This is a genomic window from Aeromonas sp. HMWF015 (assembly GCF_963878965.1).
Classification (GTDB): domain Bacteria; phylum Pseudomonadota; class Gammaproteobacteria; order Enterobacterales; family Aeromonadaceae; genus Aeromonas; species Aeromonas veronii.
Window position 1 is genome coordinate 38664 of record NZ_CAWNZT010000356.1, and the last position, 20429, is coordinate 59092.

A 20429-nucleotide genomic window follows, 5' to 3' on the forward strand; every position below is an offset into this window, starting at 1 on the left:
ATGAGGAGCGACGGCTGAGTTCCGGCTGGCGGCTCTCTTCGTCGCGATGGAGCTTGGGCTCGGCGCGACGACCACTGCTGACCACACGCACCTGACCGATGCCATCGCTGTCGAACGCATCATCGTCACGATTACGTGACTTGGACTCCATCCGGCCAAGCGGTTTCTCTTTGATCGGTGCCTGACGATTCTTTTTGTTGCTCCACAACCCGTGAATGAGCAATGCCGCAATAGCAATACCGCCCAGGGCAACCAAGATGTAACGCAATTCCTGCATTAGCTGCTTCTCTTTCTAGTTTTGCTCAGCCAAAGCGACGGCTTCACCGATATCGACCGACACAATGCGAGAAACCCCGGGCTCTTGCATTGTGACGCCAACCAGCTGCTCAGCCATCTCCATGGAGACCTTATTATGACTGATGTAAACGAACTGTACTGTGCTCGACATCTCTTTGACAAGAGAACAGAAGCGACCGACGTTCACTTCATCGAGCGGTGCATCCACCTCATCCAGCAGACAAAAAGGTGCTGGATTGAGTCTGAAGATGGCAAAAACCAGCGCAAGTGCGGTTAACGCCTTCTCCCCCCCGGAAAGCAGGGCAATGGTAGCATTCTTCTTACCCGGAGGTCTCGCCATGATGCTCACTCCGGCCTCCAAAAGATCATCGGAGGTGAGCTCAAGCCAGGCACTGCCCCCACCAAACACTTTTGGAAAGAGGGATTTTAAATCTTCGTTGACCTTATCGAAAGTGTCCCGGAAGCGTATTTGTGTCTCTTTATCAATTCTTTTAATGGCTTGGCTCAAAGTTTCCAGCGCTTGCTCAAGATCCTGGCACTGGTTTTCCAGATAAGTTGCTCGCGTTTTCGCCTCTTCGTACTCTTCCAGCGCAGCCAGGTTGATGGCGCCAAGTGCTTCCACTTGCGTCTCCAACGTCTGGATCTCCTGCCGCAGCTTGCCGCGATCAGCGGCAATCAGCACCGCCTGATCGAGATCCACCAGTCGAACACCCAGCTCTTCGAACTGTTCGTGCAGCCCTTGCCGGCGGGTAAGGTTGCGCTCGCGCTCAAGGCGCAGGGTCGCCAGCTTCTCCTGCAGCACCACCAGCTGCTTGTGATCGGCGCTACGCGCCTGATCCAGCTCGCTCAATTGACGTTCCAGCTCCGCCAGCCGTTGATGGCAGGCGAGTTGCTGCGCCTCCAGATTGCGCTGCTCCGCCAGCAAAGGGGCGAGGTCTGGAATCGCTTCGTTTTCAGGGCTCTTGAGTCCGGCCAGCTCCAGCCCGAGCCTTGCCAACTCCTCCTCACCAAGCGCAATCAGCTGACGCAGGTTGCCAAGTTCAAGCTGCAAACGCTGACAGGTCGCCTGCTGCTGCTCGCGCCGCCCGCGCGCCTCTTCCTGCGCTCGCTCGCAGCGCCCCACCAAATCCTGAGCTGCCTGCAGCGCCTCGCTCAGGGGCTCGCCCTGCTCCTGCAACTCGGCCAGACGCGCCTCTTCGAGCGCCAGCTGCTGCTCGGTCTCGGCCAGCCGCTGCGCCTCTTCGGCCTGCTCTTTATCGAGGCGGATCAGCTCTTCGCCAAGCTGTCCGAGCCGCAGCAGCCGCTCTTGTCGCTGACCTTGCTGCAAGCTCCAGGCTTCGCGCAGTTGCTGCCATTTTTGCTCCTGCTCGCGCAGGGTTCGCTGCGACAACTCCTGCGCATTAACGATGCGTGCCCGCCGTTCATCCGCTGCAGCCAGCTGCTCGCTCAATTGTGCCAGCACGTCGGCTGCAGCGCGTTGCTCGGTGTGCAACCGCTCACGTTCCCCCAGCAACGCCATGGTACCGAGCGCAGCGCCTTGCCCAATATCCGCCCAGTTCGGCCCCAACCAGTCGCCGGCAGGAGTCAGTACCGACTCACCGGCCAGCAAGGTTGGCTGGCGAGCCTGCGCCTCTTCCCTGTCATCGGCCAGCCAGATGGCGTTGAGGAAGGCTGGAATGTGAGCGCCACTGATCAAGGAGGCCAGCGTGCCGGCAACGGCTGGCAGCGCCGGGCCAATCCAGAGTCCGTCCAAAACCGGATTGCACTCGTCCGCAGGGGTCGCGGTGAGCCAGCGGCCCAGCACCTTGTCGAGTGCCTGCGCCCATTCGGGGGCAACTTGCAGCCGATCCGCCAGAGTCGCCCCCTCCATCTGCTCGCCAAGGATCTGATCCAGCGTCGTCAGGCGCGCCTCCAGCTCCCGTAGCAACCCCTGCTGCTGGCTGTGGGCGAGTTTGAGCGCTTCATGATCCTCACTCGCCTGCGCAAGCTGCGCTGCCAGCTCCTCGGCCGCCGCCCGGCCCAACTCCAGTTCGCCCCCCAGCATCTCGAGGGTCGGTTGCAGATCTGCATCCTCTACGCCGATGGGGCCGGAGCGCTCATCCTCCAGCTTGAGACGGGCAAGTCGGGTTTTAGCTTGCAGCTCATGCAAGCCACCGAGCCGAGCCCGGGTCTGGTTAAGCTCGCCCTGCAGTCGGGTCACCTGCTGCTGCCACTGTTGTTGGCGCTGGCGGGTCTGCTCAAGCTGCTCGCTGGCACGCAGTCGCGCTTCCTGTTGCTCGGTGAGCAACTGCTCACACTGCTCCAGCCGCGCTTCCTCATGCTCGGCCCTCAGTACGCCTTCGGTCAGCTGCTCCTGCTGGCTGGCCAGCTGCGCCTTGCGGCTGGTGATGCGATCCCCGAGAGATTGGGTTCGCGCCTGCAAATCACGGCCAAGCTCGCTCTGGTGCAGCTGTTGCTGTTCAAGACGGGCGATGGCCTGCCCGCCAAGGAAAATCTGCTGTTGCCGATTGGCCTGCTCGGCCTGCGCCTCCTGCCGAGCCACCGAGAGAGTGACGTGGCGTCCCTCGTCGGCGGTGCGCTTGGCATCGAACGCCGCCAGCGCCTGCTCGACCTGCGCCAGCTCGCTCTTGGCTTCGCCGAGGCGAGTCTCCAGTGACCACAGCTCGGAGCCAATCAACTCGGCGCGAGCGGCGCGTGAACGGCTCTTGAGCTGTTTGTAGCGCTCTGCGGTTTCGGCCTGCGCCTTGAGGTGGTCGAGACGGGAGCCCAACTCGCCGCGGATATCGCCCAGACGCTCCAGATTCTCCTGGGTGTGGCGAATACGCTGCTCGGTTTCGCGGCGCCGCTCCTTGTAACGGGAGACGCCGGCCGCCTCCTCCATGAAGAGCTTGAGATCGGCGGGACGGGACTCCACCAGCCGGCTGACAGTGCCCTGCTCGATGATGGCGTAGCTGCGGGGACCGAGGCCGGTACCAAGGAAGAGGTCGGTCACATCCTTGCGACGGCACTTCTGGCCATTGATCTGATAGTGGTTGGTGCCGTCACGCAGCACTTCGCGACGCACCGAGATCTCGGTAAAGCGGCCGAACTCGCCGGGCACCCGGTTGTGGGGATTATCGAACACCAGTTCGACCGAGGCGCGGGCATGGGCGGTGCGGTTGACGGAGCCGTTGAAGATGACATCCGTCATATTCTCGCCGCGCAGATGGCGGGCTGAACTCTCGCCAAGCACCCAGCGTACGGCGTCGATCACGTTGGATTTGCCACAGCCATTGGGCCCGACCACTGCGGTCATGTCGGCATTGAGCTCGATGCGGGTCGGCTCGACAAACGACTTGAAGCCGGCGAGTTTGATCAGTTTCAGACGCATGGCGACCTGTATGAGTGGCTAAATAAAGGGGAGGCGGGCAGGCGACTTTACCAAATCAAAAGCTTGTTTGTAATATGCTGACTGTCTTCCCATGCACAGATGGAGCTCATATGAGCCAATCACCCCATATGGTCAAAGCGTCAATCAGCGGTGCAGATTACTTCCTGCGCGGTTTTTCCCTCATCCGCCAGCCCGGTATCCGCACCTTCGTGCTGATCCCCCTGCTGGTCAACTTCGTGCTGTTCGCCGGCGCCTTCTATGCTCTGCTGTTGCAACTCGACGGCCTGTTCGCCTGGCTGCACCAGCAGATCCCGGCCTGGCTCAACTGGCTGGACTACCTGCTCTGGCCAATCGCCCTCATCACCATACTGGTGGTCTTCTCCTTTATCTTCAGCTCGGTCGCCAACTGGATTGCCGCCCCCTTCAACGGCCTGCTGGCTGAAAAGGTGGAACAGATCCTGACCGGCGAGGCCCCCAACGACAGCGGCATGCTCGATATCGTCAAGGATGTACCGCGCACCTTCGGTCGCGAGTGGAAGAAGCTCAAGTACTACCTGCCCAAGGCGATCGGCTGTCTCATCCTCTTCCTCATTCCCGTGGTCGGCCAGACTTTAGCCCCCGTGCTCTGGTTCCTGTTCAGCGCCTGGATGATGGCGATCCAGTACATCGACTATCCGTTCGACAACCACAAAATCGACTTCATCACCATGCGCGATGCCTTGAAGCAGCGCCGTGGCCAGTGCCTCAGCTTTGGTGCTCTGGTGACCCTCTTCTCCGCCATTCCGGTGGTGAACCTGTTCGTGATGCCGGTCGCCATCTGTGGCGCCACCGCCATCTGGGTCGATCACTACCGGCAGGAGCAGCTGCGCCGCTGATCCTCAAGCAGTGATTAAAAAGGCACCGGTCAGGGTGCCTTTTTGCTTTTCGCATGAATTAAAATAATGGATATATCGCTTTGCTTGTCCCATATAGCCCGAGTTGTTAGGATGCTCGCCTTTCTCGTACCCTGGGATATCTCATGTTACATGCACTCTTCTTGCTGGGCCTGGTGGCCGAAGGGATGACTGGTGCGCTGGCAGCGGGCCGGCGACGGATGGATCTGTTTGGTGTGGTGATCATCGCCTCGGCAACCGCCATTGGCGGCGGTACCATCCGCGATGTGCTGCTGGGGCACTATCCCCTGCTCTGGGTCGAGCATCCGGAATATGTGCTGCTGGTCGCGGGCTCGGCCATGGCCGGGGTCATCTCGGCGCCGCTGATGCGTTACCTCGGCAAGCTCTTTATGGCGCTCGATGCGCTGGGTCTGGTGGTCTTCTCCATTTTCGGCGCAGCAAGAGCGCTGGAGATGGGGCATGGCGCCGGCATCGCCTGCATCATGGCGGTAGTGACCGGGGTCTTTGGCGGGGTGCTGCGGGATCTGCTCTGCCAACGCATTCCACTGGTGTTTCGCCGCGAGCTCTATGCCGCCATTTCCCTCATCACGGCAGCCCTCTACTGCCTGGCGCTGGATCAGGGGTTGCCAACCAACTGGGCAGCCTTTGGGGCGATTGGCATCGGCTTTGTACTGCGCCTCCTGGCGGTTCGCTTCAAGTGGGGATTGCCCACCTTCAACTACCAGTACGCAACCCACTGAGTACGCCAGCTTTTGGCGAGACAGCCCGGATTGCGGACAACAAAAAAGCGCCGACATGGCGCTTTTTTCATGGGCTCTTGCAGCCTCAGTTAATCCCTTCCGAACTGAAGAAGGTCGCCTTGTCGGCGATGAAGCGGATCTTGATGTTCTTGCCATCACTACCCCAGATGCAGCTGGTAGTTCCCAGTACATCGTCACAACGCTCGGCTTTGCCCAGAATGGCGCTGGCCTCGGCGTAGCTCATCCCCATCTTCAGTTTGTCGTAGTTGTCGCGGTTGAGCTTGCTGCAACCGGTCAATGCCAGGGCGATCAGGATCCCCGTTACCAGACGTTTCATCTGTCTCTCCTCTCTCAATCATTGGAGCCTAACAGGTTGGCCCGGGTGATCACCAGCTTCGTACAGGGCCGGTGTCGAGGTGAACAAAGTTGTCATGCGGGTAGTAGCCGACGCCACCGACCTTGAGATGGAGCGCTGCCTTGCGCAGATTGGCCAGCTGCACGCCGGGAATACGCACATCGACCGCCTGTCCCAGGGTGTGGTAGCTATGTTTGGCAACCCCGCGGCTTCTCCGGCGCTTCTGGCGATTGGTCGCCGGTGCCCGATAGCCGGAGATCAGCTGGATCTCCCCTCGCCTCCCCAGCTTGTGCTGCAGCAGGAAGAGCTGATCGAACAGCTTGGTATCGATGTCGAACACTTCGTTGCGACGATAGTCGCGGAAGATATGGTTCAATTCGGCCAGCCCGTCATTGAGATAGCGGCCATTCTCCCAATAACTGACCCTTGCCCGCTCACCGGTGTTGAGATTGAAAAAGCTCAGTTCACGACCAGTGGTACTGCGGCTTGCCAGTGCAGGGAAGGAGATCAGCGAGCTGCCCAGCAGGCAACCGGCTCCCAGCAACAGGCGACGACGACTTATCTCTTGTTCCAGCATAAGGGGTCCGTCCATCGCAGATTCAAGCGACATAGTTGAATAAAGATTGTTCAATGAATTCGGTTCAGGCGCTTGAAACTACCTCCCGGCCGGGATCATGTCAAACCTCTCTCGCCCATGAAAAAGCCCGGCCGAGGCCGGGCTTTTCACTCTGTGGCTGGGATCACAGCAGGCGGCTCTGGAAGCTGACCCGATCAAATCCGTAGATGTCGTTACGCAGTTGCTGGCGACCATCTTCGTCGATCCAGCTGCTCCAGTAGACGGTAAAGACCGGGATCGGCGTGGTGAGCGGCAACCATTTGGTCTGGCTCTCCTTGAGGATATTGGCCACCTTGTCCGGCTGATAGCGGGAATCTGCCAGCAACAGCTCGGCCAGATCGTCCGCATGTTCCACCCGGATGCAGCCCGAACTGAAGGCGCGCGCCCCCTGCTCGAACAGCGCCTTGCGCGGGGTGGAGTGCAGATAGATGGCGTCATTGTTGGGCAGGTAGAACTTGTAGCGCCCCAGGGCATTGTGATCACCCGGCTTTTGCCGCAGACGATAGGGGAAACCGGCAGCCAGCGCCTGATGCCACCCCTCTTCGGTGAACTGCACCGGATTGCCCTCGCTGTCGATCACCTCGAACTGCTCGCGACTCAGGTACGCGGGATCGCGACCCAGCTTGGGCAGGATGTCCTTGCTCAGGATGGAACGCGGCACATGCCAGGAGGGGTTGAGCACGATGGAACGAATTTCGCTGGCCAGAATGGGGGTGGCCCGCTGCTCCTTGCCGACGATGACCCGGCTGGTAAACACCTCGTTGCCGGACTCCACCACGCTCAGGCGGTAGTCGGGAATATTGACCAGCACGTAGCGGCCACCGGCGAGCTGATCCACCAGATCGCGACGCCACAGGTTACGCAACAACAGGCTGGCGCGCACTTGCGGGCCGGTATTGAGCCAGGAGCGGGTCTGACGGCCGATGATGCCGTCCGCGGTGAGACCGTGACGATGTTGGAACTGCTTGATGGCCTGCTCGGTATCAACATCGTAGATCTGATCACCATGGCTCGGGGCGCTGTCGCCCAGCTCGTTGAGCATGGCACGGATCTGACCGAGCTCGGCTGAGCTCTCTCCGGCACGCAGGGTCGGCATATCAAGGGTCGGCCACTTTCTGGCCATCGGCATCGCCAGCAGTTTGTGCACTTTGGCCCGCACCGCCTCGTATTCCGCCACCTGAGGGCGCAGGGATTTCACCTGAGTGAGCAGGTCATCATCGCTGGGCAGGGTCACCACAGGGCGGTTCAAATCGAGCTTGAGGGTCTTCATCTGCTCGCGCGAGACCAGATCCATCCCCCGCCAGGCGTGCTGGAAACGACTCAGCTTGGTAAAAATGTCGTCATAGAGGGCGCCACGCTTGTCTGCAGGAGTGGCCTGCAGGCGCTTCCAAAGCGTGAAAAAATCGGGGTGCAGCTGGGCCAACACAGCCTCTTGCAACTGCTGCTCCAGCTCGATACGGGCCTGTTCGGCCTGACTGCCCTGATACCAGTCGTGCCCGGTTTCACTGGCCGCCACCACAACTTGTGCTTCGGTCGCATGTACCGCGCCAGCGGGCAAACATCCCAGCCACACCAGATTGGCAAGGGCCAGCCAATACTTCATCCCCATGGGTACCTCAAAACGGTTTGTTCACTCTGTCAGGCCTGACAAGCAGACCCGATGCTCAGGCCGCTCATGATGCGTGAACGGCCAATACTTTGCTAGCGCCCGGGGGCATAACGCTGCCAGATAATGTCATACGCATCTGTCTCCTTGAACCGCGCCAACGCCTGATTGAATTGTTGCAAGAACTGCGGCGAAAAGCTGCGCTTGCCCAACATAAAGAAGCTCGGCGATTCAGATACCACCATGGGGTGACTGGTGAACAGACCGCTCATCCCCTCCTTGTTGAGGGCGCTGGGGGTAGCCAGCATGTCACCGAGGAAACCGTCGATCCGCCCGCGGGCCAGCTTCTCATAATTCTGCTGGTCGCTCACCGCACTCACCTGTTTGGCATAGCGAGCGAGCAGCGACATCACTTCATCACCATAGAAGTACTCTTTGGTGACACCGAGGGAGTAACCACTGGCCAGCCAGCTCGCCAGATCCTGTTCGGGATAATGGCTGCCCTTACGGATCCACAGCAAGGTGCGCCCCGGGTTGTAGGAGTCGGAAAACCAGGCATAACGGGCGCGCTCATCATTGATGTTCGCTTCCATCGCCATGTCTATCTCGCCATACTCCATTTCGTGAAGTACCCGCTTCCAGGGCAGCTCCACATAGTTGACCTTGCAGTGCATGGAAGTGAGTACAGCCGTCAGCACCTCGGCGGCATAACCGCGCACCTGTTGCGGTGAATCGGCTTCGTAATAATGGTAGGGGGGCCAGTTATCGTAACCGACCTGAATAGGCTCGGGACACAGGGCCTTGGCCAATGCCATTGGCGCCCATAATCCAAGCAGCAGAGAGAGGGTGAGCCACTTCATAGGTCATCCTTGACGAATAGGTGAGTCATCATAAATCGCCCCCTGCAAAATGGCGATAGAGGCCAGATGACAATCGCATCCGCTAGAAAATGACGCAGCAAAGCACGTCTATTTGCCAAACGCCCTGCCGGAGCGCTACTGGCAACCTGCGCCCCGTCAGACCTGTTTAACCGGGAAACAGCAACGTTTGGAACAGGGGTAAAAAGGGGTTAATATGTGACCAAATATTTTTTTGTGATCCACTATGCTTTTTTTGCAATTGGATTAGCATATGCGCGACATCGGCCTACCCATTCTGTCAGGCATAGAGAGTGATATGACGTACAAAAAGTTCGGTTTTTTGACTGCCATTCTGGCGTTAAGCGGTTTTTATCTTTACACCCTCTATCTGGCTGCTCACCCCAACGTGAGCCTGGCCTACAAACTCTATTATCTGGAAGGCAAGACACGCTTCTGGGAACACAACTCCAGCATGACCTATCAGCCGGGTAACGAGCTCAATCTGACCAAGCCAAGCCGCTTCCTCTCCAGCGAAGGCTGGGCCAAGAAGCCGAGCGACGAAGGTACCCTGCTCAGCGGTCAGGGCGGTCTCTACTTTGTGCTGCCCAAGCAAGCAGCCAATCCGGATCAGCTTACCGTACAAGCCCGCATCAACAGCCCGGAAGCCGGTGCCCTGTTGAAAGTGGCGCTGGGTCACGACTTCACTACCACGGTGAAACTGGCCAAAGCTGGCATCAACGAAATCCGCCTCAGTCTGCCCGGAGACTCGCTCACGGCAGATCCCAAGCGCCCCAATTTTCTGGCGCTCTCGGCACCTACTCCCATCAATGTGCAGTCGGTACGTTTGACCGTAGCCCAGTGATCCTTGCCCCGAATACCATTTTATAAAAACAACTATCCCAAATAAGGACGTTCTTATGTCGCATCCAGATTTTCGACTCTCTCTGGTCGTTCCCGTTTACAACGAGGAAGAGAGCATCGATGCCTTCATCAACGCGATAGACAACGAACTGGCCCCGCTGAAAGACCAGCTTGAAATTGTATTCGTCAACGATGGCAGCCGTGACCGCACCCGTGAAGTGGTCGAGCAGGCCATCGCCCGCGATCCGCGCGTGACCCTGGTCAACTTGGCACGCAACTTCGGTAAAGAAGCGGCCCTGACCGCCGGTCTGCATCAGGCCAAAGGGGATGCTATCGTGCCGATGGACGTGGATCTGCAAGACCCGCCCGCCCTGATCCTGGAGTTCGTCAAACTGTGGCAGACCGGTGACTATGACACCGTCTACGGCATCCGCGTCGATCGCAGCGCCGATACCCCGATGAAGCGCCTGACTGCCGGTGGCTTCTACCGCTTCTTCAACGCCCTCTCCACCAGCACCAAGCTGCCGGAAAACGCCGGTGACTTCCGCCTGATCGACCGTCGCGTGGTCGAGGCGATCAAGCTGCTGCCCGAGCGCAACCGCTTCATGAAGGGGCTGTTTGCCTGGGCCGGTTTCCGTGCCGTAGGCGTCCCCTACGAGCGCCCTGCCCGTCACGCCGGTGAAACCAAGTTCAACTACTGGAAACTGTGGAACTTCGCCCTCGACGGTCTGCTCAGCTTCTCCAGCTGGCCGCTGCGGGTCTGGAGCTATGTGGGGGTCAGCGTCTCGCTGGTTGCCTTCCTCTATATCCTGAAAATCATCACCCAGGTGATCTTCTTCGGCATCGACGTGCCCGGTTACGCCTCCCTGATGTCCGTGGTGCTGTTCCTCGGCGGTATCCAGCTGTTGTCGCTCGGCATCATCGGCGAGTACATCGGCCGCATGTTCGTGGAAGTGAAACAGCGCCCGGTCTACCTCATTGAAGGGGTCTATGGCCAGTATGCCAAGCAGGATGCGGCCAAACCGCAGAGGGCTGACAGCAACCCGCAAGAGCAGCAGGAGCAAGCGCCTCAATGATCTCCCGCGAGGAATTCTGGCGGCTGGTACGTTTCGGTTTTGTCGGCGGGGGGGCAACCCTCGTCGACCTTGGCACCTCCATCGCACTGTTTCATACCTGGCCCACCATCTCGGAGCACCTGGTTACCACGCTGGCTTTTGCCATCGCGTTCTGGTTCTCCTTCTTTGGTCACCGCTACATCACCTTCCAGAAGCAGGGAGCCGCCAGCAAGTTTCTGCTGGTCGCCCTCTTCTCGCTGGCGGTGCGTAACCTGATCCTGAGCGGCCTGCTGTTTGCGGGGCTCTCCGGTCTGCTGCCGGTGGTCATCGCCACCCTGACCGTTACCGTCCTCACTTACGTTCTCTCTCGCGTCTGGGTTTTTGCCTGATGAATGATATGACCAATACTGCCCCGCTAACCGGGGCTGCACTCCCCTATCGCCCGTCACTGCGCATCAGCGGTCGTGACTGGCTGATGATCATCGCCGCCTTCATACTGAGCCGGGTGGCGCTGTATGGCATGGGTTACTTCGGTGTCCAGCTCTACGGCTCCCCCGACATCGGTCCGCTGCAGGCCTATTGTCAGTTCGACTGCGTCTGGTTCCAGCGCATCATCGAGAACGGCTACGACCTCTACCCGCGCTGGCTGAGCAAGGGCAATGCGGCCAACTGGGCCTTTATGCCGCTCTACCCGATGGTCTCCGGTGCCATCTCCAACCTGTTCAATGTCGAGAGCCTGATCGGCCTCATCATTGTGGCCAACGCCTCCTTCTTCGCCAGCCTGCCGCTGATGCTGCTGGTGCTGCGCCAGCTCAAGCTGGGTGACGATACCGCCCGCTTCGGCGTCTGGCTGCTCGCCTTCTCCCCCTTCTCCGCCTACTTCGTCTCCGGTTATACCGAGTCGACCTTTATGGCACTGATGCTGGGGATGTTCCTGTTCGCCTATCGGGAGCAGTGGCTGATGGTGGCCGTGCTGGGGGTCTGTATCTCCGCCACCCGCAACCTGGGGGTGATGATGGTCTTCCCGGTGCTGATCCTGGCGCTGCAAGCCTACGGCTGGCGGGAATTTTTCCGCTTCACCGAGCGCGCCTTCAAGGTGGTGTTCACCCTCTGGATGATCCCGTTTGGCCTGTTTGCCTACATGGTCTACCTCTATCACCTGACCGGCGATGCCTTCGCCTTCAAGCACATTCAGGTGGCCTGGGGTCGCTATATGGACAGCCCGCTGGACTGGTGGCTGAGCGGTTTCGAGCTGGGCGGCCGCAAGGCTTACCTCTCCATCATGGTGATCTTCGGCTGGTGCCTGAACGGCTACCTGTTCAGCCAGAAACGCTGGGCTGAAGCGACCCTGATGTTCATCTGCTGCACCATCCCGCTGATGACCGGCCTCAACGCCATGCCACGCTACATGTTCGGGCTCTACCCGACCCTGCTGGCCATCATTCTGCTGACCCATCGCTGGCCCGCTATCCGCCCCGCTGTGCTCTGCATCAGCGGCATGGTTGCCTCCTTCATCGCGGTGGCCTTCGTCAACTTCAAGTTCTTCACCGTCTGATGTGACGACGATGCCTGATACACCAAATGCCGGTCACCTGACCGGCATTTTTTATAGGCGCCATTTATATCGACAGAGCATCTCACCCACCCTCCATCACACTTTCCTCTGCTTGAAAACGTAACCATTTGAACTGATGTCACAAATCGGCATTTTGCCGATCCAAGGCACTCTTTGCTGCTCCTAGAATGGGCCCTTGTCCGAACTGCCCTGCTCAAGGAATGGCTTATGCGTCGTGCTCATCACTTATCCCCTCTCTGGCTCGCCCTGCTGGCCGCCCCTCTGTTCACCCAGCAGGCGATAGCCGCCCCCGAGGTTCGCCTCTATGTGGATGGTCAACCGGTAGCGGCCCCGATCGCGCTGGACAAGGGCACGGTAGAGCTGACCCATTCCCTTGCCAAGGGGAGCCACCAGATCCGCATCAGCGACACAGGCAACAGTTGCGGCACCAGCTTTGGCCCGAGCGAGAACAAACCACTCCCCTTCGGCACCGCCCAACCCATGGACAAATGCAGCAAGGATCAGAGCTTTACCCTGCGGGTAATGCTGGCGGGGGATTATCAGTTCACCTTCAACCCGGATACCCCCAGCCTCAAGGTGCTGCGGGCGACCAAGAAGAGCGAGTTCAAACGCCAGCCGCCAGAGGAGCCCTGCATCAGCTGGGATGGCGGCCCGGTCACTGTGTCGCTCAAAGGGGTCTGGCCCGACGGTACCCGACTGAGGGATGCCTATTCGAGACAGGAGGCGGTGGTCAAACAGGGCAAGCTGACCCTGACCCCGAGCAAAGAGAGCGGCGGCCTGCTGCTGCTCGAGCCGGTCAAGGCAGCCAAGCCAGCACCGTTCAGCTGGGATCAGGCGAGCGTCTATTTCCTGCTGACCGATCGCTTCCACAACGGCGACCCTGCCAACGACCACAGCTTCGGCCGCCAGAAGGATGGTCAGGACGAGGTGGCCACCTGGCACGGCGGCGACTTCAAGGGGCTGACCGAGAAGCTCGACTACATCAAGAGCCTCGGCATGAACGCCATCTGGATCACCCCCATGGTGGAGCAGGTGCACGGCTTTATCGGCGGTGGCGAGCAGGGCAACTTCCCTTTCTACGCCTACCACGGCTACTGGGCGCTCGACTTCACCAAGATTGACCCCAATTACGGCGATGAAGAGAGTCTGAAAACCCTGGTGGACGAGGCCCACAAGCGCGGCATGCGGATCATCCTCGACGTGGTGATGAACCACGCCGGTTACGCCACCCTCGCCGATCTGCAAGATCTGGGGCTCACCGATCTCACCCAGAACACTGACAAGCTGCCGACCGTCTGGAACCAGTGGCGACCGAGCGGCGGCCTCAACTGGCATGGCTACAACCAGTTCATCGACTATCAATCACCCGCGTGGAACAAATGGTGGAGCGGTGACTGGGTGCGCGCCGGTCTGCCCGGCTACCCGCAGCCAGGCACCGACGATGTCACCGGCTCGGTGGCGGGGCTACCGGACTTTCTCACCGAATCGACCAAACCGGTAGGGCTGCCGCCGTTGCTGGCCGCGAAAAAGGATACCCTCGCCAAGGCGCTACCCGACGCTACCGTGAGCGACTACCTGATCGCTTGGCACACCGACTGGGTGCGCCGCTTTGGCATCGACGGCTTCCGCGCCGACACCGTCAAGCATCTGGAGCCCGAAGTGTGGGCCAAGCTCAAGCAGGCGGGCACCGCTGCGCTCAAGGAGTGGAAGACCAACAACCCGGGCAAGGCCCTCGACGATCTGCCCTTCTACATGGTGGGCGAGGTGTGGGATCACGGGGTAGCCAAGGATTTCTGGTATCAGAACGGCTTCGATTCCCTGATCAACTTCGACTATCAGCGCGAGTTTGCCCTGCCCCAGGCCCAGTGCATGGCCAGCGCCGAGCCCACCTATGCCAGCTACGCCAGCCGCATCAATCAGGATCCCGAGTTCAACGTGTTGAGCTACATCAGCTCCCATGACACCAAGTTGTTCTTTGGCGACTATCAGGATGTGCCGCTACAGCGCCGGGTCGCCAACAGCTTTATGCTGCTGCCGGGGGGCATCCAGCTCTACTACGGCGACGAGTCCGGCCGCGGGCTGGCCAAGGATGGCGGGGTGTTCGATCAAGGCTTGCGCTCGGATATGAACTGGCAGGAGCTGGCCAGCGGAGACAAGGCCGAGTTGGTCAAGCACTGGCAGCAACTGGGCCAGTTCCGCGCCGCCCATCCGGCTATTGCGGCAGGCAGTCACCAGAAACTCTCGGATGCCCCCTACGCCTTCGTACGGGAGAAGGGGGATGACAAGGTAGTGGTGGTCTTTGCCGGTCGGCAGAAGTAACTCTTGAGCCACATTGACCAGCAGCAGAGAGGGGAGCCACTGGCTCCCCTCTTTCGTTTATCTATCTGCCAAGGTTCACTGTGGCTGGCGCGCCACCACCGGCCACTGCAACCGCGCCTTGAGCAGGGTCTCCTGCCACAGAGGCCAAGAGAGCAGCGCCTGCTGATAGGCTCCGGCCTGACCGGGCAACAGGATGCCGTAGCTGGCCAGCCGATAGGCCATCACCGCATAGAAGGCATCGACAATGCCCGCCTCGCCAAAGTAGAAAGGGCCCCGCGCCTGCGACCAGATCTCCTGCAAACGGGCCAGCTCACCGACCGCCGCCACCGGGGGATCGATACGGGTTGGCGCCCCAAGGAAGAAGGGGAGCAGAGAACGGACCTGCCGAAATCCCGCGTGTAGCTCAGCGCAGAGGCTGCGAGCCTGTGTCCGCTCAGCCAGCGAAACGGGATAGAGCTGGCGATCGGGACAGAGCTCGTGAACATATTCAGCGATGGCCAGCGAGTCGTGAACCCGCACGCCATCGTGTTCGAGCCAGGGCACCAGACCGGCCGGTGCCAGCCGCTTGAGCCGGGCCAGCGACTTGGCATCCTCCAGATCGAACACCTGCTCCTGCCACGTCAGCCCGCTCATGGCGAGCACCTGTGCCGCCCGCATCGCCCAGGTGGAGCCGGTGCCCACCGCCAATACCAAGGATCCCATCTGTTGCCTCCTGCATGAGTTGCCTGCGACCGGCCGGTCTGCCCTTGATGGCAAAACATCCGATGGTCGCTTCACATTTGCACACCGGCGGGTTTGACCCTCTTGGTGAGCGATGCTAGTTTGATTTTTCAAAACAATCAGTTAGCAACAATGTGAGCCATTAACCGAAATATGGACAGCCAATTTACCATCGTCATCGCAGATGACCACCCCCTGTTTCGGGGCGCCCTTTACCAAGCGGTGCACATGGCCATCAACGACGCCCAATTGCTGGAAGCGGACTCCATCGACAGCCTGACCAGCCTGCTCGGCGAGCACCCCGAAGTTGACCTGTTGCTGCTCGATCTCAAGATGCCGGGGGCCAACGGCTTCGAGGGGCTGGCCCACCTGCGCGGCCAGTATCCCGACCTGCCCATCGTGGTGGTCTCCGCCTCGGAAGATGCGGCCATCATCCAGCAGGTGTTGCGGCTCGGGGCGCTCGGCTTTATCCCCAAGTCGGTGCCGATGAAGGAGCTGGTCAACGCCCTCAATACGGTGATCGGGGGGGATAACTGGGTGCCGGAAGGCATCTCGCTCCATCCCGAATCGGAAGACGGCCCCGATTTCGCCAGCAAGCTGGCCAGCCTCACCCCCCAGCAATACAAGGTGCTGATCATGCTGCGCGATGGCAGCCTCAACAAACAGATCGCCTGGGAGCTCAACGTCTCCGAGGCCACCATCAAGGCCCATATCACCGCCATCTTCAGAAAACTGGGCGTCAAGAACCGCACTCAGGCGGTTATCGCCCTGCAACAGCTCGATATCAAGGAGAGCTGAAACCCGCACGCAGTGACACGCGGGAGACGACATAGCCAGCCATGCTGGCTATTTGTTGCTCGACAATTAGCACGATCGTACTTTATGCTGCCAGCGCCAACGAGGAGAGAGTGATGAGCAAAGGGCGCCTGACCCGGGAAAACATTTTGCAGACCGCCTTTGAGCAAGCGAGCCAGCAAGGGCTGGAAAGCCTGACCATAGGCTCGCTGGCCAGCGCCTGCGAAATGTCCAAAAGCGGCCTGTTTGCCCACTTTCAATCCCGCGACAATCTGCAGATCGCCGTGCTGGAGTATGCCGCCGAAGTGTTTCGGCTGCGGGTGATCCAGCCGGTACGCCAGCAGGAGCACCAGAGCCAGCACGACAAGCTGATCGCCCTACTGCGCGCCTGGCTGGCGTGGAACCACTGCTTTGCGGGACGCTGCATGTTTCTCGACGCCTGGACCTCGGTGCAGGATGGCCATGAGCAAAAGAGCCAGGTGCAGCAAGCCGCCCGGCAACTGGTGCGCTTCTGGCTCGACTATCTGGCCCGTCAGGTGATGCAGGGGCAGGCCGCAGGCGAGTGGCGACGGGAGATGGATCCCTGGCGCGCCGTTTACCGCCTCTATGGCCTCTATCTGGCGGATCAGGTGTTCAACAATCTCGAACTGTGTCAGGATCCGGCCCACCACTTCTGGCCCGAGGTGGACGCTCTGCTGAGCAGCTGGCGCTGATGTGTTGGCATCCGTTCAACACGACTTTTTAAAAACCGATAAAAAAGCACGACCGTTCGCACATAAAAACCACAGGATGACCATGAGCAGCAAGATCTACTTCAACACCCGCCGCTTCAGCCCGAGCAAATGGCTGCTGGGGATCGGCACCCGGTTGCACCACAGACTTGCCCCCACCCATGCCAAACGTACCGCCAGCAAGTTGCTGCTCACCCCCCAGCGCAACCAGCGGGATGGCCACGAGCCTGCCGGTCTGGTGAAGCAGGCTGTCCACACCGGCGAAGGGGTATTGATGAGCTATCGGCTCGGTCAGGGGCCGCTGTGGCTGCTGATGCACGGCTGGTCCGGCAGCGCCAGCCAGTTCTATCCGCTGATGAGCCATATTGCCGCGCAGGGTTTCACCGCCATTGCCTACGATCATCCGGCCCACGGCCAGAGCGCAGGCAACACTGGACACCTGCCCCGCTTCGTGCGCGCCTTCGACGAGCTGGCGACCAAGCTGGCCAGCGAAGCAGGCCCGCTGCACGGGGTCATCGCCCACAGCATGGGAGGCGCCGTCACACTATCCAGCCGTCAGGCGGGTATCGATACCCTGCCGCTGCTGTTGATTTCGCCGGTGCTCGACTATGTGCCCCAGCTCTACGGCATGGTGGCACGTTCCGGCTACTCCATCCGGTTGTTCGATGCGGTGGTCAAGGAGATTGAGCAGGAGTACCAGCACCCCTTGAGCACGGTTGATCCGCTGGGCCGACTCGCCAGTCGCAGCGGCGCGGCGATGATAGTACACGACGAGGAGGACAGATTTGCCCCGCACGGCGATTCCTTGCGGGCCAGTCAGGATGGTCATACCCGGCTGGTGAGCACCCGGGGTCTGGGCCACGGCCGCATCCTCGCCAGCGCCCCGGTATTCGCCGCCTTCGATCAGCTGGCGCGGCCGGAAAATCCTCACCGCGCCCTTTGACATGGGGCCATGAAAAAAACGGGCAAGCGCCCGTTTTTATATTTGATACAGCGCCTTATAGTTAATTTGTCAGTGGGAACATTCTTGTCAGGACACAATAAGGCGCCAGCATATGGCCAGACCCAATACAGCGTTGTTGCTCACCGGTGGCGGTGCTCGCGCCGCCTATCAGGTCGGCGCCCTCAAGGCGATTGCGGAGCTCTACCCGCGCAATCTCGGCATCCCTTTTCCCATCCTGTGTGGCACTTCGGCGGGGGCCATCAATGTCACTGCGCTGGCCTGCTACGCCTCCTGCTTCCATCTGGGGGTGCGCAAGCTGGAGTGGGTATGGCGCCGCTTCGAGACTCACCACATCTTCGATTTTCACCCCGGCCGACTGCTGTGGCGGCTGATGTACGAAGGGTCGGCGGGGCTGATCAATCCCCACACCAACCACGCCTTTCACCTCTTTGACAACGCGCCGCTGCACCGCCTGCTGGATCAACTCATCGACTATCACCGCATCGATGACAACATCCTCTACGGCAGTCTGGAGGCGCTGGCCATCACGGCGTCGGATTACGATGACGGTCTCTCCACCACCTTCTTTCAGGGGCGGGCCGACCACCATCCGTGGGAGCGGGCCAGACGGCGCGGGGTACGCACCGTGCTTACATCTGAGCATCTGCTCGCCTCCTCGGCGCTCCCCTTCGTCTTTCCGGCCACCCGGATCGGCGAGAAGTTCTACGGCGACGGATCCATCCACCAGCTGAGCCCGCTCAGCCCCGCCATCCATCTGGGTGCGGAGCGGATCCTGCTGATCACCCTGGATCCGCCGGCGCACTCGGCGCCGACCCATCATCACGGCCATCTCACCAGCTCCAATATCGCCAGCCATCTGCTCGATACGGTCTTTACCGACACCCTCAACTCCGATCTGGAGCGGCTGTGGCGCATCAACCAGACTCTGGATCTTATCCCTGAGCGGGAGCGCAATCGCCTCAAGCTGAAACGGGTGGAAACCTGCGTGCTGAAACCGAGTCAGGATCTCGACACCATCGCACTGGCCTACCTGCGCAAACTGCCGCTAAAGTTGCGCCGCCTGTTGCGGGTGCTGGGTGTGAAGGGGGATGAGACCAGCAGTCTGGCCAGCTTTTTGATGTTCTATCCGGGTTATTGTCAGCAGCTGATCAAGCTGGGCTATCAGGACACCCTGAGGGAGCGGGAGCGGGTCGTCGCCTTCCTCGATATCGAAGGGCTACCAAAAGAGCGGGAATAAAGGGCGCGGCCGATGAGTCCGAGGGAACTCAGCGCCCCTCCAGCAAACGCTGCTCCGCCTGCTCCATCGCCACCACGGTACCAAACAGGATCAGCCGATCGCCAGCCGCCAGCACCAGCTCGGGTCTGGGCTCTAGGCTCTGATCCCCGCGCTGCACCTCCTTGATCCGCACCTCATCGAGCGGCAGCTCGCGCACTTCACGGCCTACCGCCCACGCCTGATCGTGCAGCAACAGCGGATGGAGGCGTTCAAGCAGCTGATCTGCCTCCAGATTGCTGGCACTCTGATCCCCCCAGTAGAAGCCGTGCAGGAAGCGATACTGGCTGCTGCGCTCCAGCTCCATCCGGCGGATCACCCGACCGATGGGGATATCGCAATTGAGCAGCAGGTGGGAGACCAGCATCAGGGCCCCTTCCTGGGATTCGGGGATCACCTCGAAGGCCCCCGCCTGCTTGTACTGCTCCAGAAAACTGTCATCCCGGGTACGCACCAGCACCTTGAGATCCCCCGCCAGTTCGCGGATCAGTGCCAGCATCGCCTCCACCCGCTTGCGATCATCGAAGGTGATGATCACCAGCCGCGCCCGCAACAGCCCGGCGGCCAGCAGAATATCGCGGCGGCTGGCATCGCCGAAGGCCACCTGCTCCCCCGCCAGCTTGGCCTCGCTCACCCGCTCGGGGTCGAGGTCTAGGGCCAGAAAGGGGATCTCCTCGATCTTGAGAAAGCGGGCACAGGTCTGCCCCGCTCGGCCAAACCCGGCGATGATGACATGCTGGTTTTTGCTCAGGCCCGACTGGGCGACTTCGGAGCGGGTCAGCAGCGCCGGATCGGTGAGGCTGCGGGCCAGCGAATGGGCCTGAGTCACCAGCCAGGGGGTCATGGCGATGGAGATGATCCCAATGCCGATGAGCAGGGAGACCAGTTGCTGATCCAGCAAGCCGTGGTGGAGCGCCAGCGCCAGCAGCACGAAGCCGAACTCCCCCACCTGACTCAGCATGATGCCGGCGGCCATGCTGTCACGCTTGCGCTCCCCCATCAGCCGCCCGGCCAGCAGTACCAGCAGGGATTTGCACAGCACCAGCAGCAGCACGCAGATCAGCACCTGCCACCAAGCCCGCGCCACCAGCTCCCACTCCATGGCCATGCCGATGGTGATAAAGAAGAGACCCATCAGCACATCGCGAAAGGGCTTGATGTCCACCTCAAGCTGATGACGGTAGTGGGACTCCCCCAGCATCATCCCCGCCAGAAACGCCCCCAGCGCCATCGACAGCCCGAGCGAATGGGTCATGTAGGCAGCCAGCAGCGCCACCAGCAGGGCACTAAGCACGAACAACTCGTCGGAGCGGGCCCGCGCCACCTCGTGAAACAGCAGCGGCAGCAACCACTTGCCCACCGCCAGCAGAGTGAAGAGAGCAAACAGCCCCTTGAGGG

18 protein-coding genes and 1 pseudogene are annotated in these 20429 nt (G+C 60.5%); 11 read left to right on the forward strand and 8 right to left on the reverse strand.

From position 1 onward, the window contains the following. Positions 1-277 (reverse strand): annotated as a pseudogene (locus AACS18_RS23615) (cell division protein ZipA); the annotation flags it as partial. 15 nt (positions 278-292) lie between these two features. After that, positions 293-3667, reverse strand: coding sequence for an AAA family ATPase (locus AACS18_RS18200; protein ID WP_108612951.1), 3375 nt, complete (start codon positions 3665-3667; stop codon positions 293-295). A gap of 110 nt (positions 3668-3777) precedes the next feature. On the opposite strand from AACS18_RS18200, the gene cysZ reads away from it, so the two are divergent. Both cysZ and AACS18_RS18210 read left to right on the forward strand, forming a co-directional pair. Continuing rightward, positions 3778-4542 carry a sulfate transporter CysZ gene (gene cysZ, locus AACS18_RS18205; RefSeq protein WP_108612952.1) on the forward strand — a complete coding sequence of 255 codons (765 nt, stop codon included), beginning with the start codon at positions 3778-3780 and terminating at the stop codon, positions 4540-4542. 143 nt (positions 4543-4685) lie between these two features. Next, positions 4686-5300, forward strand: a complete 615-nt coding sequence (locus AACS18_RS18210) for a trimeric intracellular cation channel family protein (RefSeq protein ID WP_033115777.1) — start codon at positions 4686-4688, stop codon at positions 5298-5300. A gap of 85 nt (positions 5301-5385) precedes the next feature. Here AACS18_RS18210 and AACS18_RS18215 read toward each other — a convergent pair whose 3' ends face one another. The 4 genes from AACS18_RS18215 to AACS18_RS18230 form a co-directional block, all read right to left on the reverse strand. Beyond that, entirely contained in the window at positions 5386-5637 is a 252-nt protein-coding gene (locus tag AACS18_RS18215; RefSeq protein ID WP_108612953.1) for a lipoprotein, read from the reverse strand. Between the two features lie 49 nt (positions 5638-5686). Then, the gene (locus AACS18_RS18220; RefSeq protein WP_108612954.1) at positions 5687-6232 is read right to left on the reverse strand and encodes a YcbK family protein; all 546 of its coding nucleotides are present in this window, start codon (positions 6230-6232) and stop codon (positions 5687-5689) included. Positions 6233-6395: 163 nt separating this feature from the next. Then, positions 6396-7880 carry a L,D-transpeptidase family protein gene (locus tag AACS18_RS18225; protein ID WP_108612955.1) on the reverse strand — a complete coding sequence of 495 codons (1485 nt, stop codon included), beginning with the start codon at positions 7878-7880 and terminating at the stop codon, positions 6396-6398. 92 nt (positions 7881-7972) lie between these two features. After that, positions 7973-8737 (reverse strand): substrate-binding periplasmic protein, encoded by a 765-nt coding sequence (locus tag AACS18_RS18230; RefSeq protein WP_108612956.1) that lies wholly within the window; start codon positions 8735-8737, stop codon positions 7973-7975. Positions 8738-9053: 316 nt separating this feature from the next. Between AACS18_RS18230 and AACS18_RS18235 the strand changes: the two genes are divergently transcribed. The 5 genes from AACS18_RS18235 (at position 9054) to AACS18_RS18255 (ending at position 14548) form a co-directional block, all read left to right on the forward strand. Beyond that, a complete protein-coding gene (locus AACS18_RS18235) occupies positions 9054-9599 on the forward strand; it encodes a hypothetical protein (RefSeq protein ID WP_041202288.1) in 546 nt (181 codons plus the stop codon). 55 nt (positions 9600-9654) lie between these two features. Next, the gene (locus tag AACS18_RS18240; RefSeq protein ID WP_108612957.1) at positions 9655-10674 is read left to right on the forward strand and encodes a glycosyltransferase family 2 protein; all 1020 of its coding nucleotides are present in this window, start codon (positions 9655-9657) and stop codon (positions 10672-10674) included. Continuing rightward, positions 10671-11042 (forward strand): GtrA family protein, encoded by a 372-nt coding sequence (locus tag AACS18_RS18245; protein WP_005338463.1) that lies wholly within the window; start codon positions 10671-10673, stop codon positions 11040-11042. Before AACS18_RS18240 ends, AACS18_RS18245 begins: the two co-directional genes overlap by 4 nt. Then, entirely contained in the window at positions 11042-12208 is a 1167-nt protein-coding gene (locus tag AACS18_RS18250; protein WP_069554527.1) for a hypothetical protein, read from the forward strand. Before AACS18_RS18245 ends, AACS18_RS18250 begins: the two co-directional genes overlap by 1 nt. Before the next feature lie 228 nt (positions 12209-12436). Further along, a complete protein-coding gene (locus AACS18_RS18255; RefSeq protein ID WP_108612958.1) occupies positions 12437-14548 on the forward strand; it encodes an alpha-amylase in 2112 nt (703 codons plus the stop codon). A 75-nt stretch (positions 14549-14623) separates the two neighbouring features. Here the strand turns inward: AACS18_RS18255 and AACS18_RS18260 are convergent, their stop codons facing one another. Continuing rightward, entirely contained in the window at positions 14624-15250 is a 627-nt protein-coding gene (locus AACS18_RS18260) for a glutathione S-transferase N-terminal domain-containing protein (protein WP_108612959.1), read from the reverse strand. A 171-nt stretch (positions 15251-15421) separates the two neighbouring features. Here AACS18_RS18260 and AACS18_RS18265 point away from each other — a divergent pair, with 171 nt between their 5' ends. The 4 genes from AACS18_RS18265 to AACS18_RS18280 all read left to right on the forward strand — a co-directional run bounded on the left by AACS18_RS18265 (position 15422) and on the right by AACS18_RS18280 (position 18995). Then, a complete protein-coding gene (locus AACS18_RS18265; RefSeq protein ID WP_005338467.1) occupies positions 15422-16066 on the forward strand; it encodes a response regulator in 645 nt (214 codons plus the stop codon). Between the two features lie 113 nt (positions 16067-16179). Next, positions 16180-16776, forward strand: a complete 597-nt coding sequence (locus tag AACS18_RS18270) for a TetR/AcrR family transcriptional regulator (protein WP_108612960.1) — start codon at positions 16180-16182, stop codon at positions 16774-16776. An 82-nt stretch (positions 16777-16858) separates the two neighbouring features. Next, complete coding sequence (locus tag AACS18_RS18275; protein WP_108612961.1) at positions 16859-17737, forward strand: alpha/beta hydrolase; 879 nt, start codon at positions 16859-16861, stop codon at positions 17735-17737. Between the two features lie 112 nt (positions 17738-17849). Further along, positions 17850-18995, forward strand: a complete 1146-nt coding sequence (locus AACS18_RS18280; protein ID WP_005347843.1) for a patatin-like phospholipase family protein — start codon at positions 17850-17852, stop codon at positions 18993-18995. Positions 18996-19023: 28 nt separating this feature from the next. On the opposite strand, the gene AACS18_RS18285 is transcribed toward AACS18_RS18280, so the two are convergent. Then, positions 19024-20429: monovalent cation:proton antiporter family protein (locus tag AACS18_RS18285; RefSeq protein WP_108612962.1), on the reverse strand; the 1406-nt coding region annotated here is incomplete at its 5' end.